The sequence below is a fragment of the Methanosarcina barkeri MS genome, assembly GCF_000970025.1.
Lineage (GTDB): Archaea > Halobacteriota > Methanosarcinia > Methanosarcinales > Methanosarcinaceae > Methanosarcina > Methanosarcina barkeri.
Map to the genome: position 1 here is coordinate 4,042,648 of NZ_CP009528.1, position 17,670 is coordinate 4,060,317.

A 17,670-nucleotide genomic window follows, 5' to 3' on the forward strand; every position below is an offset into this window, starting at 1 on the left:
ACCTGTTTTTGAATGTTTCAGGGCATCAGAATTCAGGGTTTATTCCCTGGCATAGTATTGACTGTATTTTCTCAGTAACTGGACAATCTGGTCAAGATCCATCATAGTAGCGACCAGGGGGATGCGGTCGACTTCTGCCATTTTGATTGCAACAGGCTCGACTTCTTCTTTTCGAATCCCATGAAGTACCACGGCACCAGGCTTAAGGTTGGTAACCCGGATGGCCACCATTGGGGATTTTCCGGTGCTGACCTTCGTAAAGATCATGGCTCTGTCAGTACTCCAGCCATAGAGCTTCTGAAACTCATGGGAAGAAAGTTCAAGGATTGCTCTCTGGCTGTCAATGACAGAGAAACCATAAAGAGGCCTTTCAACCCCTTTGTAAACAATATCTCCTTCAATAAGATTGACCAGTTTAGCAAGCTGTATCGGGATCGTATACTCGTATGTTGAGTAAATGGATTTCGTACCGCTTTCGGCATTAAGTACAGATTCGTAAGCGTGAATTTTTTTGCTTCCCCGCTCCATATCAATTTCAAGTAAACACTCAACAATTTTTTTTATGATTAGTGTTCCTGGAGACTTTCGTCTCCCACTTTCATAATCACTGATAACGGAGGGGGAAACCTTAAGATAATTTGCAATGTCGGTCTGGGATATCTCAAAATTCAATCTCCATTTTTTGAGCGACTCTCCCGGCTTTTCCGAAAGGGTTATATCTCCAGCCATTTTTTCCGCCAGACGATTGCGCAGATTTTCTGAGGATTCATTAGATGTCATGACTCACGTACTCTAAGAGGAAACATTACCTTATATATCTAACGAATATGAATTCGGCAATTGTCGCAGGACTTCTGAATCAATGTACTGCAAATGCTCTTAAAAAAATTTATAACGCTTGTAAAAGAATTAGTATATGATGTCAACCGATTCGTCCAATCAGGAAATAAATGTCTCAGACCTTCTTCTATATATCAACTGCCCGAGGAGGGTATACTTTGTCAATCGAGGCTTTGAATTGTTTTCGGAAGTGACCGCCTCCAGGCTTGAAAGAATAATCCTGAAAGAACTCTCTTTGAATTACCCTGAAGTTGTAAAGGAGTGTTCGTTAAACGCCGATAACCTTCATGAAGAGCTTGAAATTTCCCTGGCAAAGGTATGTACAGACCTCCAACTCCTGTTTCCGCGAGAACTCGCAGGTGTTACAAAGGAGATTTTAGAGGAAGGAGAAGCGCGGGCAAGAGCTAAACTTCCCGAAATTGCAGCCAACTTGCGGGGAGCACTTGAAGAATTTGGGAAAGAGCCTATGCTTGCGGCACTCACGCCTGTTAAAACCGAGCCATTTCTGTCCTCAGAAAGACTCAACCTCAAAGGTGTTCCATCAAAACTCGTTTGCTTTGAAGGTGTGCAGGTTCCGTCAATATTAAAGCCCGGAAGCTGCCCTGAAAATGGAGTATGGTCTTCTGACCGGATACATGCCGCAGCTTTTGTCCTGCTTCTGGAAGCCGAAAATGGAAAAGAAGTTCCCTTTGCTTTTGTGGAGTATGTAAGTTTCGGCCTGCTCCGAAGGATGGCTGTTCGAAGCTCGGATAGGCGGGAAGTGCTCAAAATCTGCAGAGAAGTGAAAAAAATTAAAGATGGAATTATGCCTGAGAGAAAAGAAGAAAAATTCTGTAAGGAGTGCAATTTTTCAGAACACTGTATTTCAGAGTCTTCCCTTATGTCGAAATTTTTCTGAATTAAAAGTAGATGGAAAAAGATTACAACACAATGCATTGGCCATCAGTTAAGATATTTTTTGCCTGAAAGCTATCGATTTTGCATTAGAATCCGGCCTTAAATTTTGGCCTGTTTACATGAAATCGATGCTTTGCTCCACCTCACAATTTATTAAAATATTTAACAAATGCTATAGAAATGGAGAGAATTATCACGATTCCTCACTTAAACGAGACACACGCAAAACAATGGAAAAAGAATACAACGCAATGAAAAAAGCCGTATTGAACATGTTAAATGATAGTAAAAAAAGTTACACAACTTAAGAATATAATCCAATGACATCACCAGTTTGATTTTCAAGGGCTTAAATCCCAAGTTCTCAAAGCCGCAAATTACGATTTTTTTCAGATTTTTTATAGTTGCTACAGGCTGAATTAAATATATACATCATTAATTTATAACTATATATATTCTTTTTTTATATATAAAGGAATGTGAGTCGGGGCATATACTCAAATAAATAATTTATGACCAAATCATCAAACAATAAAAATATCAAAAAGTAATCCAGACTCAAAATCCGCTTGAAAATTGCATTGTTAGAGACTTTGGACACAAAAGTTATAAGGAGTTAAAAAAGAGGAAGTTATGGAGTTAAAAAGTACTTTCCAGGTAACCCAAACTCCATAAAACATGCCCTAAGAGGCACGATTAAGTTAGCTTTGCGCATTAAGCTTACCTGATTTTGCCTCCTAGGGTTAAAAGGGGGATAGAATATGAAACATGGTAAAAGAATATTGATAGGATCACTTGTTTTGACGATATTGCTTATTGGAGTAGTATTTGTAGCTTCGGCATCTGCCAACGATTCCCAGAAAACATTATCAGAAGATGAAATTTCGGGAACAACTGATTCTAACGATGCACAAATACCTGATATTGGCCCCCAAATTTTTGAGAGTTTGAAAAATGATCCTAATGTCTTAGCGACAAAAGGACAGATTCCAAACTATACCACTCAGGTAGATAAACAAAATTGGCTGAGTAAACTTGATAATAGTAGAGTTCTCTTGGATAAGGATACGAATATGAAATTATACTTGTATCCAAAAGGGCCTGTTATAGGCTACAGTTGGGATGTTAATGGTTATTTAGAGGTTAATTTTTATAAAGGTATGAATGTTACAGATTCTCAAATTAATGAAATCTATAATCTTATAAATAAAAGAGCAAATGAAGCATCTGTGCAAGAAGTTCCTGTCGTGTTCTATAAAAACGATTTTTTCAAGGATGAAGTTAGTGGTTACGACTCTTACTATCGTCCAATAAATGGTGCTATAAAAGTTACCGGTGAAACTGGTTCCTCTGGAACAATAGGGTATGCCGCGAAAACAAGTTCTGGAACTAAAGGATATGTAACTGTACAACACCTTGGAACTTACGTGGGTTATGATATGTATCAGCCGGTATCAGATGCGGCAGGATCTGTCAGCAAAATTAGTGGTCATCATGCAGATGCATGTTTCGTCCCTTATAGCAATGTGGCTGCAAAAATACATATTGGTGGTGGTTCAACTGCAAATGTTTATAATTACGTGAAAACAATTCCCAATAGTGGATGGGTAAACTGGAAAGTGTATATATCTGGTGCAGCTTCTGGAGTAAAAAGTGGATATATAAAGGGTGCTGGACTGACACTTACCGAAGGTGGAGGGCCATATTATAACATGGTAAAAACAAATTATAGTTCAACGAATGGAGATAGTGGAGCTCCAATCTACCGTATATTATCAGGTAACTATATAGTTTTAGGAATTCACAAAGGTACATTTAATGGTTATAAATGGTTCTCTCCAGTTTCTGGAATTAATTCTGATTTAGGTGTCCTTCCAATTAAAGCTTGAAAAGGCTATATCTAATATTTGTTTAATTTTTTTAGTGATGGAGGAACATTTCTAAATATACACACTTGAAGTAGAAAATCCGATCAAATAGGCTTATGATCAAACTTACCAACAAAACAGTTAGATGCCTATTAGTACGGATCATTCAATTTAATTTCGCAAGTTCTTCTTTTTAGAGTGATAAACATGAAAAAAATAAAATTTGTCCTCATATATTTAATGGAATTTCTTATGATTTTTTATTGTACTACAGGAACTGCTTTTGGAGTAAATTTAACTGATAATAAGTCAGTTCAGTCAGGTGATAACTTGAACACTGGAATCACTAATGTAAATTTTGATTACTATAAGTACTTCTTTGGTCTGGATTCATATGGGAATACTGTAATTACCAGATACGGCAAACTCCCTTTACTGGAAACTGAAGAACAAAAGGAAAGCTGGAATTCAACCCTTGAAGAACTCAGTAATAAAATAAAAGATCCTCTTGCCTCCAAATACATGTATCCTCAAGGAGAAGTAGTAACATGTGGAACTAATGAAAAAGGATACTTTGTAATTTTGTTCAAGTATGGTAATGTTGATGAGCCGTTAATGGATGAAATATACGTTCTAATAGATAATTCTGCAAAAGAAATGAAAATAAACGATATTCCGGTAGAATTCGGATACGGAACTTATAGGCAGGAAATTACATTAAATTCAGAACAAGGCATCTATTACTGGTTTGGAGAAAATATGGACAATCTTTCTGAATCAGACATACATATAATTCAAGAGATTATGAAGGAAAAACCAACCACGCCAGTACAAAAAATAGTTGCAGCATATGGAAAAATTCCTCTTCTAAAAGACCAGAATGAAATAATTACTTGGGCAGATAAGTTATCTGCAATTGCTGGTAGTACCCAGAACAAAATCAATCCATACATGGAAAGAGAACAGGTAATAGTATATGGAGGAGAGCTCACTAGATTAGAAGTAGGGATTAACGAAACTTTACCTTCAAAAGAAAAGAATACTATAATAAAAGAGATTTATCAGATTATTGACGAAGAAGCAAGAAGACAAAATATAACTGATGTTCCGGTTATTTTTGACGAAGGCGTATTTATTAATGAAGTCGCAACTGAAGATACAGAAGCCGAAGAAACTAACTTATCATTATCTGAAGAGGAAAAAACACGAGAACTCAATAATTCAAAGGACAATAATTCTGAGTCTGATAATGTTAGTAGCTCAAGTGGAAATGAATCGAGTAAAAAGAACTCCACTCCAGGCTTCGGATTATTGAGTGGTTTGGTCTGCCTTTGTGGAGGATGGAAGTTCGGTAAGAAGTAGATGCCAAAATGGAGTTTAATGTCGTTACTTATTTGGACTGAACTAGTATGAAAGACAAAGATGCCTAGGGAAAAAAGAAGAAAAATAAAATTATACAAACAACACCTATTGATAATGTTTCAATATTTACTTTTATGAATACCAATTTTTAGTGCAATACCTCCACCTTGAACCCTTTTTTCGAGCCTACTACAGCATTAAATAAGCCAGCTACAATATGCCCTATAAAGTATCCAGATACTCCATAAAATATAGGTAGGCTGAGTACAGCCCATTTCCCGAAAATTAAGGAAAAAATTCCGAATTTTTTTGGCATAGAAATTCCCATAAAAGCAGCGATTGTTGTAAAAAACCCAAAAACTAAACCCATTGTTCCATAAAGGATTGTAAGGATTTTTCCAAATCCGGCTGAATCAATTTCTTTTATGATTACCATGATATTCCCCCAATAACTCATATTTTTTGCAATTTATATAATTATGGTACTATTATTTTTGGAATAAACATTTGAAAGGACTATTTTCAAGTTTTTTTAAAAAATTTATAGACCCCTTGAAAAATGATTAGTTTTTTAAGGGATATTATATCTTATTTGCCCAATTAAATGTAGTGTCAGCCCTCCTCCCGTTAAGGTACATTTATTAAAAGATCTATTTGCTGTTTAAAGGATTTAAGTACTTTAATTGGTAAATTAAACGTTGATTTTTCCTTACTTTTAACATTGAATTTTGTATGGATGAAAATGACATCAGATGCCTTATTTATAAATAAACATAAATTGTAAAAGAATAAAGTATTTATCTCGCTCTCTTCTTGATTTAAAAGAGTATTATAGATTATTTATTTAAAAAATTGATTTTTAGAGTGTACCTTAATTGGGGAAACTCTAAATGCATACCTATTATCCAAAATAAGCATTTTATACCCTTAGTTTTAGTACTGATTTGGAAGGACCCTAAAAATTTACGAAAAGCCAAGACTTTGCAAAGGAATTTTTGGTCAAGCTTTTTTTTAAAAAGCTTGAGCCAAAGCCTTTTAAAGGTGAACCTCTCTCAATCTGCATGACATGTCCAGACCAGCATATCTTGGAAAAATGCTTCTGCACTGGTGTGAGGCCTGTAATGTGCCTGTGCTAGGGAAAAAGTGCGGATGCGGTAAAAGTACAAAAAAAGTTGAGGTAACCCCTCCAGGGGATATCCGTCCTGCTTTTGATTATGATATAAAACGCATAAACTCGGTTTCGGAAAAACAGTTCAATGAGCCACTTATACCTGAAGGGCACCTTGTAGTGCTAAATAAAGCTCCGTATGAAGACCGTATGGATGAGATTATAGTTGACGGAGAAGTGCTTGCGTCTCTCAGATTTGAAATAGAAAGCTGTGAATGGGTCCTGCTTCCAAGGCTCGAAGGAGCAAGAAGGCTTTTTCAGGGAAGGGATAGGAAAGCCCTGAAAAAATGGGTTGTTATCGATCAGGCAGTTGTACCTTTTATCCTGGAAAAAGGAGCAAGTGTTCTGGCGCCCGGGGTTCTTGATGCCGATCCTGAACTCAAAAAAGAAGATGAGGTAGTTGTACTGAACCCCGACGGGGAAGTAATCTGCTGTGGGCGGGCCCGAATGACAGGAAAGGAAATGCGTGAGGAAAACCACGGGCATGCAGTAAAACCGCGCTGGAGCAGAAACCCAGAGCCTCAAAAAACAAAACTCGGAGGGCAGACCTGGGAAGATGCCGTAAAAGCCAACGAAAAAATTCTGGACGGCATGATAGAAAGGTCCCACGCATTCATAAAAAATGTCGCAAGAAGCATGGATTTGAAAGTAAGCGTATCCTATTCCGGAGGAAAGGATAGCCTTGCTGTGCTCCAGCTAGTTAGTGAAAGTCTTGACGATTACGAGATTATGTTTGCAGATACCGGGCTTGAGTTTCCGGAAACCATTGAAAACGTCAAACAGGTTGTAGAACACTACGGGAAAAAACTCAGGACATCAAGTGCAAGAGACGCTTTTTGGAATTCAATAAGTGTTTTTGGCCCTCCTACAATGGATACTCGCTGGTGCTGCAAGATCTGCAAACTCGGGCCGATCACCCGGTTAATTGATGAGAACTACGAAGGTGGATGCCTTAGTTTCATAGGGCAACGCCAGTATGAATCCCATGCCCGTTCAATCAGCAAGAAAGTCTGGAAAAATCCCTGGGTGGGAAATCAGGTAGGAGCATCCCCTATACAGGAATGGACAGCTCTTCATGTTTGGCTTTACCTTTTCAGGACAAAAGCTCCCTATAATCCGGCTTATGAAAAAGGATATGACCGGATGGGATGCTGGCTCTGTCCATCTTCCTCTCTTGCAGATTTCTTCCAGCTTGAAGAAAGCCATCCCGACCTTGCAAAAAAGCTGAACTCCCGTCTCCTTGCCTATGCCGAGAAAATGGGGCTTTCTCTTGAGTGGGTAAAGTACGGTTTATGGCGCTACAAGCGATATCCTCGTGTTCTCCAGAAACTTGCTGAGAAAAAAGGAATTTCTCTTATTCCATCCCAGGAGGCTCCAACAGAGCTTCATTTTGAAGTAGCAACAGGGTACAGGCCCTGCAAAGCAGGAGGAATATCTGCGGATGGAAGCTTCGGGCAGGCAATTGATATAGAAACCCTGAAAGAAACCGGAATGCTTTCACCCATCGGAAAGGCTTCTTTCATAGAAGGAGCCGCATCGGTAGCTTTCAGAGAATCCAGGGCACAGGTTTTTGCCTCAGGGAATGTTAATGGGAGAAGTGAGAACGAAAAAGAGCTAAAAAAACTTATGAGAATTGTTGAGCTCTCAGTAAGAAGGGCTTTACTCTGCCAGGGATGCGGAGTTTGCGTGGGTCACTGTGAGCATAATGCGATTGAAATGAAAGAAAAGAAGGTAAGGATTAAAGAAAACTGCATTCATTGCGGAGCATGTATTGAAGTTTGTCCGCTTGTTAAATTTATTTAAACTCTTTCATAAACTCTTACATTTACACGAATTAGAACGGAGTACTTTGCAGAAAGAAAAAGTGAAAATCCAGATAGAGGTAAATGTAAAACTTCAAAAAAGCAAAATTAATAATCAAAAGGTAAGCATAATAATCAAAAGGTAAGCTTAATAATCAAAAGGTAAGCTTAATAATCAAAAAAAAGACAAACTCAATAATCAAAAAGGCTTTTCTGGCCTATCCTTTTTTGAAGTTCTCCTACCCTGATACCTACACGCCTGAACTCAGTTCGGCTTTCCGAAAGGAACTCATTAAGGATTTCGCGAGTCACCTCGAGAAGAGTTTCCTTTGAATAGGCCGGGTGGTTTAGTGTACGGCTTTTAGTGTACATCCTGAACTTTGAATTTATGACCGTAATAGTTACAGTTTTGAAGGAAAGCTCCCTTGAATCGAGTTTTGAAATTACATCCCCTGCCAGCCTGTCAAGTAGCTGAGAGATAAGATTAACGTCGAGGGTATCCTCAGGCAGAGTTGCGATCCTTCCTATCTGTTCAGAGCCTTCCCTTTCTTTCAGGGGAGAATTATCGATACCTGACGCAGCCTGTTTAAGCCAGACTCCTCGAGTTTTTCCGAAAGTTGAGATCAGGTCAATAACATCATGTTCAGCAAGATCTTTTATTGTGACTATGCCCATTTCCTGCAGTTTTCCTGCGGTTACATTCCCTATTCCCCAGAGTTTAGACACCTTGAGAGGCCAGAGAAATCTCTCGAGTTTATCCGGACTTATAACAGTAATCCCATCGGGTTTCTGGACAGAGGATGCCATTTTGGCAATAAGCTTATTTGGGCCTACCCCCACCGAACAGGTCAGCTTCTCTTTATCCTTTACTTCATTCTTAATCTGGTTTCCAATCTCAAAGGCAAGGTTAAAATCCCCACCTGTTTTTTCGGTAATTTCCAGGAAGGCTTCGTCTATGCTTATCTGTTCAAACGCTTCCCCTGTCTCCCTTGCATCCGCATAACTCCTGAGAATTTCCATAACCCGGTCCGAGACAGAAGTATAGAAATCCTTTCGTACAGGCAGGAAAACTGCTTCAGGGTTCAGTTTCTTTGCCTTTGAACATGGCATGCCTGCCTTGATCCCGGACTCTCGTGCGGTATAATTACAGGTACTTACAGCCCCACTGAGCTCGCTTCTTCCGGAAAGCATGCAGACAACGATGGCTTTTCCCTGAAGTTCAGAGTTTTCCCGCTCTTCAATCGCTGCATAAAAAGAGTCCATATCTACATGGAGAACGATACGCTGCATCAAAAAAAATAGGTTGGGAAGATTTGTATAGTTATCTCTCAAACTTTAGGAATATAAAAGTACAAACCATAACACATAAGAAAGATAGCTTCATTATTTGTAACACTATTTTTAAAAAAGTTAGTTTGCAGCAGTAGACACGATTTTCATACAGGACGTTTTCAGTATGAGCACTCCGAATTCCCCACAGAACTCAGAAGAAACAGTAACTTTCCCAAAAGAAACAACAGGCAGAACGAGCCAGATATCCGGAATATGTTCCGAAAAATCGGGCAAAGCCTCCGAAAGAAATGATATTCCTGTACTGGAAGTCAGAGACCTCTGCCATAGATACCCTCATCTTGATTCAAACACCCTAGATAAAATCAACCTCAAAGTGTTCAAAGGAGAGAGAGTTGCAGTGCTTGGGGCTAATGGAGCAGGAAAATCGACTTTGTTCAAGCACCTTAACGGAATCCTGAAGCCTCTTTCAGGGGAAGTCCTGATAAAAGGAGAAAAAATGACTAAGAAGAATATCCGGACATGCAGGAAAACCGTAGGAATCGTCTTCCAAGACCCTGATGACCAAGTACTTGCTCCTAGTGTTGAAGAAGATATTGCTTTTGGGCCAATTAATATGGGCTTGTCCAGAAATGAGGTCGAAAGGAGAGTAAAAGAAGCCCTTGAGATGGTTGGACTCACAGGTTTTGAGGAAAGGGCCCCGCATCATCTGAGCGGAGGGCAGAAGAAACTTGTGGCAATCGCAGGCATCCTTGCCATGCGTCCTGAGATTATAGTCCTTGATGAGCCAACAGCCGGACTTGACCCTCTCAGTTCGGCTCGCGTTCTTGAATTAATTATGAAGATGAATAGGGAACTGGGGATCACCCTGCTACTTTCTACCCATAATGTGGATGTAGTTCCTTATTTTGCAGAAAGGGTTTTTGTTCTCCATCATGGAAGACTTGAGGCTGATGGAAGCCCGTACGAGATTTTCAGCGATCCCGAACTCCTCAGGAAAGCTCACCTAAGACTTCCGAGAGTTGCTGAAGTATTTGAGATGCTCCAGCAAAAAGGACTCAATGTTAACATACAGATAACAGCCGAAGCGGCTAGAGATGAAATACTGCGGCTTGTAAGCTCGGGACAGCAAAAGAGGATTGAGTGAAAGCCGGAAAGAATCCTCAGAGGAGAAGTTTTAATGGTAACGCTCACGGATATTGAACGCGAATCATATAAAAACAGCCCAGTACACAGGCTTGAACCCCGGATAAAGCTGCTTTTTACACTTGCAATAATCATATATGCAGTTAGCCTGCCCCGGATTCACGAAAAAAATATGGTCCGCCTTTTTGCCATAGAGATTTATTTGCTGCTTCTGGTGCTTGCTGCAGGGCTCGACTTAAGATACTTCTTCCTTCGTATTCTTGCGATTTTACCATTCGGCCTCGCAATTGTCCTTATCCAACCATTCCTTAGACCTTCCTTTATAGAAAATTATACTCCATACCCTCTTGACCTGCCTTTTGGGCTCAGTATAACTTATGAAGGACTTGATTTTGGAAGCACACTGCTTGCAAAATTTCTGGTCTGCATAACAGTTATTATCCTGTTTTCTTCTACTACGCAGCTGAGAGATATGGTCGCAGCTGCAGACAGGATAGGCATTCCAAGGGAATTTACCCTGCTTTTGAGCATGATGATACGCTATCTTTTCTTGTTCTGGGCCGTTCTCAAAAGGATAAGGACCGCACAGCAAACAAGGCTCTTTGATATATGGAATAAAAATGTGCCAAGAAAATGGGTCATCGAGCAGATAGGAAATAGCATAAGTTCGATTTTCATACGCTCCTACGAGCAGGGAGAAAGGACCTATATAAGCATGCTCTGCAGAGGTTACGGAAGTGGTCACGAAAAGACTTATTACAGAGCAAAGATCAGAGCTCAGGACATCTTCTTCTTGCTTCTGAGTGCAGGATGCGTATTATATATTCACATTTATGTTTGAAAGGAGCTTCTACCACTACACTACTTTCTTAGATCTTCTGAGAACTGGTTATTTCTGAGAACTAATCATTATAAATATAGATTTTGAAAACCGCTTCCTATAGTCTCCAGAAGATCTTATCTCTTTTTTAAAAATACAACCGTATTATTAACTGGAGGTTCCGGCTGGATCCTGAGATATTCTTCAAATCCTGAAGGCAGTTCAAAGAGGAAATTACTGTCCAGAATTCTCCGAAGGCCCTTTTCATAAAGGCGGTAGGAAACTTTACTTCCTTTGGGAAGTACTTTTGCAAGTTGCTCAAATATCTCTTCTTTGGGTTCAGCCTGGGCAGCGACCATGTAAAGGTCACATCTGGTGTTAAGGGGCAGGCTGAAATGGTTTCCTTCGATTATCTCGATACTTTCGGAAAGACCGAGACAAGCAATAACCTCCCGGGAGAGATTCGCCCTCTTTCTATCCTGCTCAATCCCGATTCCGAAAAGACCGTGTTCGCGACAGAGCATTATTAGACTAAGCGGTAGAGGGCCGCTTCCAAGAAAAAGAACACAATACTTTGGTTTAAGACCTGAACCTGTATATTCGGTGCTAGCAAGCTGCAGGTAGTTCGGATAAAACGTAAAATTCTGGAGAGTTTGCCACGGATTCGAGCTTTCAAGAAGACTTTTTGCTTTTTCGATTTCAAGTTTCAAATTGTATAAAAACCGAAAGCGAGAAATCTCAGCAATCAGAAGATTAAAATCCGGGCTTTCAAAGAGTACCTCAATAGACTGTTCATCTATATCCAGAGATACCATTTCATCCAGCCGTTTAAACACGGCATACAGTTCAGGAGAGGGATTATCCAAGATATCGGTTTCTTTAAGATCTTTTATCTGAGTATAGATCTGGCGAAATTCAGTAAGTAGGGGCTCAACATTGATTTTTTGAATGTTACTCACACTCCATGAAGACCAGGGTATTGTTTACTTTTCCAGCGGGATAGATTTCTTTTATTTTTCTGAAACCTTTAATCTGTTCCGGCTGGACTGGCCAGTATAGCAATTGCCTTATGCCGCTGTAGTTGCGACAACACACTGAAATGGGTTTTTTGGAACTCGATTTTCGATTTTTGATCATCATATGCAGGTTCTCGAAGATGCGTTGTTTAGGTTCGGCAAGTCCTGCTATAAGCACAGAGTCCCATTCAATTTTTGAAAGTACGGTTTCGTTTCCTTCGATAATACTGATTTCCTTTTCAAGCCCAAAGTGCTTTATACATCTTTTTGCCAGACCCACTGCTTCAGAGTCCTGATCTACACCAATGCAATGAATGCCGTATAATTTACTGAAGAGAAGTAGAGTAATAGGAAGGGGACCGCAGCCTATGAAAGCCAGCACTTCAATTCCAGGGTATGCCTGAACTTGAGTCTTGATCATTTTTTCGTATCTGGGATATAGAGGAAAAGATTCCAGCATTTTCCAAGGTTCCTTGTAAGCCAGGATATTTTTTGCTAGCTGAGTCTCATGCAGACTAAAAAAATGAGTATAACTGGTGTAAATCGAAGGGAGGACGGAGCTGATCACCGGGTCTCTAAGTAAAGCCAGACAGAGATCTTCAGAAATATCCATATGCCCAAGTTCATCGAGTTCGGAAAATATCTCATAGAGCTCAGCCATATTTGATTCTGCAATTTTGCTTAAATCGCGGTCTTTAATATTGCTGTAAAAATGTAAGATATGGGACCTTATGCCATATAATTGCGGCTCATAGTCTTGAAATGGGGGTAGTAAACTGCTACCCTCAGCACTTAGTAAGCTGTTCATGAGATCACACTACTCCGTGTTATTTGTGAATAAAATATTAATAAAAATATATATTGGATATGATTAATTTTTGTTGAATTTATATAAACTTTTCCACAATTTGGGAAAAGTAAGTATATTAAAAAGTTTCATTATATTTAGTAAAAAATAAGAAAAAAAACGTAAGATAACTTAGTAAAAATCATTAAAATTATACGAAAATAAAGAAATGATATTTATTAGCTGCGTGAAAATAAAAATGTTGAGGCATTTTAGAGGAATTAAGATATAGACTTCAAATTAATGGGTAAGTAAATTTTCATTATTTTGTGAAAAATTCAAGAATATGACTAAACTTGAGAAATTGTTTCAACCAAATGACGCATTAAACTTTATAACTGTATAACAAAATATAAATTGAAAGAGCTGCGTATGAAATGTCTAAAATAATAGTGATGTACAGTATAAAAATATACCAAAGTTATTTTAGGTAGATCCTAACTAAAAAATGCCCGGAACCAAAGAGATTGATTTTTACTCTTTCTGTCCAGAGATGAAAAATAGAGCTCTTTCCAAAAAGCCTCTACGTAAATGATTATTTATCTTTTGTGAGCTACCAACGGCTAAAACACGTTGACTTCTTGAATCATCCACTTCCTGATGGAAAGCAGTCATACAAGCCCTTCACCATGTTCCACAGATGACAGAATATGATAAGCGCGATATAATTGAGCTAACGTTGCCGGTTTTGCAGTCTATAAAAATACGTTCAAAATGCTTCCACGAAATTAAAAGAGAAATCTTTGTTTGACTCAGTACCAAAATCTAGTGATGAATGTAAAATTCAAAATCACTAGATTTTGTAATTGGTCACAATCCTTGTGATACAACTTTGGGGTTGAGGTCTTTAGATATCGAATATTGATTTTAATGAAAACCAGATTTTTCTTGCTAATTCAGATTTTCAATCAAAAAATACAAAAATCACTGGATTTTGGACCAGAGTCCTTTGTTTACCCTTCTTATAAATAAGTTTTTTTGGATTTTTAAGTTAAAGATTTGGAAGGTTTCAACTCTACATCCATTTTCAGTTGGTTTGGAAATCCTTCAATTTTCCAAAAAAAGGGTTTTAGAATTTTTTGATAGTGTTGTAAATTTTAGGTAAATTTAAAATCAATTTCAGAAATTACTATGATTTGACTCTATTGATTGTGTTATCCCTCAGTATCATTCTTTGTGACGAACGGTTTCGACTTTCGAAGTCTAATTTTCAGGCATTTTATGCGTGTATTTTTTAACCTAATAACATTTGTTCTTGCAGTTTTCTCAGACATATTATACTCCTTTCCTGACCAGACAGGATTTTCTCAACTTATGGACCATACATAAGATAGATTTATTAAAATAAATTATTTCCTGTTTTCCATAATTAGCATACAAAATTAATAAATTTGCACATAAAAATAATACCAAAATGAAATTTAACGATGTATTTCAGTTAAAAAAGTTATTTTAAAGAATAGAAATATTCCGATAAATCTGGGCCCAATAGATCTGCAGAATGTTATTTTGAAAATCAAAGACTTTAAACTTTCCTGTTATCAGAGCTAAGAAGGTTCTAAAAAACCTAGGGCGATTTGGGTTTCTTTGTATTCCTCGATATATTAATATTAATTGTTCATTTTGTAGGATAAAGTATTTATTATTTAAGGTGTTTTACTATAAAGTAATACTAAAATAAAATTTAGTAATACTATGAGATCCTATCGTGGGAAATATGGTCAAGAGGAGTAGATTCACGGTGCAGGGAGTAAGAACAAAGAAAGTTTCGCCAAAGGAAAAAAATAGCTTGCCGGTACATAGAGTTCAGGACAAGTTATTCCCTGTATCTTCACCAGTCCCTCCTGTTGCTATATACTTCTCTCCTTTTACATATCCTGTTTCTAATCCTGCTCTGAACTGCTCGTTTTTTTCCCCGGGACCTCTCTATCTCGATCTGAACATTTACCGGGAAACTGTGATAAAAGCTCTTATCAAAGAACAAAATGAAGATCTGTACCGGCTAATCGAGAGAGTCAAGTTTGACGGAAAATACTATCGGGTAAAGTGTGTGCGTTTCGGAGAATGGAAACACTGCTGGGACCTGGCAGTTCGAGTACAATTTTGTGGAATGATGCCAGGGTTAACTTTCGAGCCAAGAAAGATCATTTATAGAGAAGACAAGAAAATAATATACAGATCCCTTGTCCTGGTAAATCCATATGAGTTATGGGAAAGAAAACTAGTCGAAAAATTATGGAATCTTCGGGATAGAATTGAATACCTGATAGCAAAAATCCTTTTTCATGAGTGCATCCATATCCTTATTTTCCTAGGAAAAACTCTACCTTCAGATTTTAAACAGACGAATATTTTCTTTGAATTCAAAGAGCTGCTTAAGTTTGCAAACTCGAAGAAATTGTGCCCTGAAAGTTGTGGCGTCCAATACCACCTACGTAATCTAGTTGATCTTTGCCCAAACTTTTCCGAACACTCAGAAGAAAAGCCCGAGCTGGTTACTGAGCTTTACGAGTTTCTGATCCACGAAAAATATAGCATCAAAAAAACCGATCTGGCTTTTGGTCTTCCATGCAGCAACAGAAAAATTTCCCAGAACTATGTGAAACTAGCAGCTTTGAAAATGGGTCCCTGTATGGAATTTGATAAAAAAATATGGAAAAAGGAGATTAACAGGTTGCAGAAGGATCTGGAAAAACTGTATGACAGGATTGATGATATTTGAGTCAAATTAGCTTATAAGTCAAATTAGATTATTTAACTCAAAATCAGACTTAATTGGCTATGAAAAAAAAATCATCAGTTTAACCTGGAATTCTGAAGCTTTGCATCCAATCCCTGCCTGCCTTGCTACCACATGCAGGGCAAAACGGAGTTCGGATGACATAGGCAATTTAGGAGGTAATATTATTTTGCGTCTGTTCGCCAGAGATCCTTTATCGATATTACCAGTGATATTTAAGATTTATGATACATTTTCTGTTACAAATTGATAACTTTTTTAACAATAGTATTATGAAGCCTGGACATTATATTCTGGAGAATTTACCATCTTGCAGTGACAAAATATAAAGAACGAGTGAAGAAGTTTAAAAAACTACATAATACGAACGGATACAACTCAGAAAACAAAGTAGGCTGAATATCGTATACCTAATCGACAAATTTACTTTTATTACTTTTGAGAAAAGAAATTTAGTTCTTTTTTCGTAAAGTTTCAAAACAGATTAGGAGACAATGTCAAAAAATTAACGTGAACAAATATTCGATTTAATGGAAGATACCAGGATACCTTATTTGACTAAAAAAATAAAAATACAGATACAAGAGAAGGCGTCCATAAAAAAATTTTCAGAAAAAGTAATACCAAAACGTATATATGTAATACTAAACAATGTGATGTTATTGAATGTATTCTTCAAAAACAGCTACCTGAAACATTGTAAGAAACTCAGAGATATTAAGGTTATTCCTGAAAAAGAATTTTCGGTCTTTATGTTAAGGATATTTTCCTAGTCCTTGCTTTTGGAATATTCCAGAACTTAAAGAACTTCTGTTTGGATTTACAGGAAATAAGAGATAGGGGTAAAAGAGGGAAGTGAAATGCATATACCTGATTCATTCATACCGCTTAGCCAGGCAGTAATTTACTGGGTTGTTGCCCTTCCATTTATTATAATGTCAATGAAATGGGCAAAAAACGAGCTTGACGAGATGAAAGTACCAATTCTTGCTGCTCTTGCGGCAGGAATTTTTGCAATTCAGGCCATGAATATTCCCATAGGGATGGGAACAAGCGGGCATATGGTAGGAGCAGCACTTGTTGCCATTATCTTCGGAAGCCCCTGGGCTGGAGTTCTTGTGCTCACTCTAGTCCTGCTCGTGCAGGGATTCGCCTTCGGTGATGGAGGAGTCACTACCATGGGAGCGAATATTCTGAATATGGGAGTTATTTCCGGGTTTGTCGGATACTATACATATGTTGCCCTTCGCAGTAAGGCAGGAACAAGCATCGCAGCTTTCGGAGGCGCCTGGCTCGGACTATTTATTTCGGCAATCGCCTGCGCGATTGAGATGTGGATTGCTGGTACCTTTCCCCTGCGTGCTGGACTTATAGCCATGGGAACTTATCATCTGATTATCGGTTTCATAGGAGAAGGCCTGATCACTTCAATTGTAATCACGGCGATTGCAAAATCCCGTCCTGACCTTCTTGAGGATAATTACACTGCCAGACCAGAAAAACATAAAAAAGAGGCACATGCATGAGCAGAAAATCAAACATGAAATTCTTGTACGTCGGAATTGCAATTGCAATTCTGCTCGCGGTTCTAGCCCCTTTTCTTGCATCTTCTGACCCCGACGGACTGGAAAGTGCTGCTGGAGGGGTAGTTGAAGAATCGAAGATGTCCAAAATTGAAAAGACTGAACCTGTAGTAGGCTCTCCGATGCCTGACTATTCAATAGAAGGCCTAGGAAAAGGGGGAGAAGTAGCAGCAATAGCTGTTGGAACACTTGCAGTACTGGCAATCAGTTTAGGGTTAGGAAAAGTTTTTAGCAAAAAAAACTGAACATAAAAAGTTCTCTTTCCCTAAAAACCGTTTTTCTTCCCGAAAG

At 38.3% G+C, this 17,670-nt stretch carries 14 protein-coding genes; 9 read left to right on the plus strand and 5 right to left on the minus strand.

The features are described 5' to 3' along the window. Positions 1-39: 39 nt before the first annotated feature. Entirely contained in the window at positions 40-780 is a 741-nt protein-coding gene (locus MSBRM_RS16490; RefSeq protein WP_048121998.1) for a helix-turn-helix domain-containing protein, read from the minus strand. A gap of 136 nt (positions 781-916) precedes the next feature. On the opposite strand from MSBRM_RS16490, the gene MSBRM_RS16495 reads away from it, so the two are divergent. The 3 genes from MSBRM_RS16495 (at position 917) to MSBRM_RS16505 (ending at position 4,967) form a co-directional block, all read left to right on the plus strand. Then, positions 917-1,738, plus strand: coding sequence for a CRISPR-associated protein Cas4 (locus tag MSBRM_RS16495; RefSeq protein ID WP_048121999.1), 822 nt, complete (start codon positions 917-919; stop codon positions 1,736-1,738). A 760-nt stretch (positions 1,739-2,498) separates the two neighbouring features. Then, positions 2,499-3,626 carry a chymotrypsin family serine protease gene (locus MSBRM_RS16500; RefSeq protein ID WP_048156336.1) on the plus strand — a complete coding sequence of 376 codons (1,128 nt, stop codon included), beginning with the start codon at positions 2,499-2,501 and terminating at the stop codon, positions 3,624-3,626. Between the two features lie 186 nt (positions 3,627-3,812). Further along, positions 3,813-4,967 carry a hypothetical protein gene (locus MSBRM_RS16505; protein ID WP_048122004.1) on the plus strand — a complete coding sequence of 385 codons (1,155 nt, stop codon included), beginning with the start codon at positions 3,813-3,815 and terminating at the stop codon, positions 4,965-4,967. A gap of 148 nt (positions 4,968-5,115) precedes the next feature. Here MSBRM_RS16505 and MSBRM_RS16510 read toward each other — a convergent pair whose 3' ends face one another. Beyond that, positions 5,116-5,403: a hypothetical protein gene (locus MSBRM_RS16510; RefSeq protein WP_048122007.1), complete on the minus strand. Its 288-nt coding sequence runs from the start codon at positions 5,401-5,403 to the stop codon at positions 5,116-5,118. Between the two features lie 630 nt (positions 5,404-6,033). Between MSBRM_RS16510 and MSBRM_RS16515 the strand changes: the two genes are divergently transcribed. Continuing rightward, a complete protein-coding gene (locus MSBRM_RS16515; RefSeq protein ID WP_048156341.1) occupies positions 6,034-7,938 on the plus strand; it encodes a phosphoadenosine phosphosulfate reductase domain-containing protein in 1,905 nt (634 codons plus the stop codon). Positions 7,939-8,129: 191 nt separating this feature from the next. On the opposite strand, the gene dinB is transcribed toward MSBRM_RS16515, so the two are convergent. Beyond that, on the minus strand, positions 8,130-9,227 hold the full coding sequence (dinB, locus tag MSBRM_RS16520) for a DNA polymerase IV (RefSeq protein WP_048122011.1): 1,098 nt from the start codon (positions 9,225-9,227) through the stop codon (positions 8,130-8,132). Positions 9,228-9,393: 166 nt separating this feature from the next. Between dinB and MSBRM_RS16525 the strand changes: the two genes are divergently transcribed. Then, the gene (locus MSBRM_RS16525) at positions 9,394-10,374 is read left to right on the plus strand and encodes an ATP-binding cassette domain-containing protein (RefSeq protein ID WP_048122013.1); all 981 of its coding nucleotides are present in this window, start codon (positions 9,394-9,396) and stop codon (positions 10,372-10,374) included. A gap of 33 nt (positions 10,375-10,407) precedes the next feature. After that, positions 10,408-11,214, plus strand: coding sequence for a cobalt ECF transporter T component CbiQ (gene cbiQ / locus MSBRM_RS16530; RefSeq protein ID WP_048156343.1), 807 nt, complete (start codon positions 10,408-10,410; stop codon positions 11,212-11,214). 116 nt (positions 11,215-11,330) lie between these two features. Here the strand turns inward: cbiQ and MSBRM_RS16535 are convergent, their stop codons facing one another. Further along, positions 11,331-12,152 carry a nicotianamine synthase family protein gene (locus MSBRM_RS16535; RefSeq protein ID WP_048122017.1) on the minus strand — a complete coding sequence of 274 codons (822 nt, stop codon included), beginning with the start codon at positions 12,150-12,152 and terminating at the stop codon, positions 11,331-11,333. After that, complete coding sequence (locus MSBRM_RS16540; RefSeq protein WP_230628988.1) at positions 12,145-12,870, minus strand: nicotianamine synthase family protein; 726 nt, start codon at positions 12,868-12,870, stop codon at positions 12,145-12,147. The genes MSBRM_RS16535 and MSBRM_RS16540 overlap by 8 nt, the downstream gene beginning before the upstream one ends. A 1,927-nt stretch (positions 12,871-14,797) precedes the next feature. Between MSBRM_RS16540 and MSBRM_RS16545 the strand changes: the two genes are divergently transcribed. From MSBRM_RS16545 to MSBRM_RS16560, 3 genes are all read left to right on the plus strand, one after another. Beyond that, positions 14,798-15,778, plus strand: coding sequence for a hypothetical protein (locus tag MSBRM_RS16545; protein WP_080941593.1), 981 nt, complete (start codon positions 14,798-14,800; stop codon positions 15,776-15,778). Between the two features lie 878 nt (positions 15,779-16,656). Next, positions 16,657-17,322 (plus strand): cobalt transporter CbiM, encoded by a 666-nt coding sequence (cbiM, locus tag MSBRM_RS16555; RefSeq protein WP_048122025.1) that lies wholly within the window; start codon positions 16,657-16,659, stop codon positions 17,320-17,322. Beyond that, entirely contained in the window at positions 17,319-17,624 is a 306-nt protein-coding gene (locus MSBRM_RS16560) for a PDGLE domain-containing protein (protein ID WP_011305596.1), read from the plus strand. Before cbiM ends, MSBRM_RS16560 begins: the two co-directional genes overlap by 4 nt. Positions 17,625-17,670: the final 46 nt, after the last annotated feature.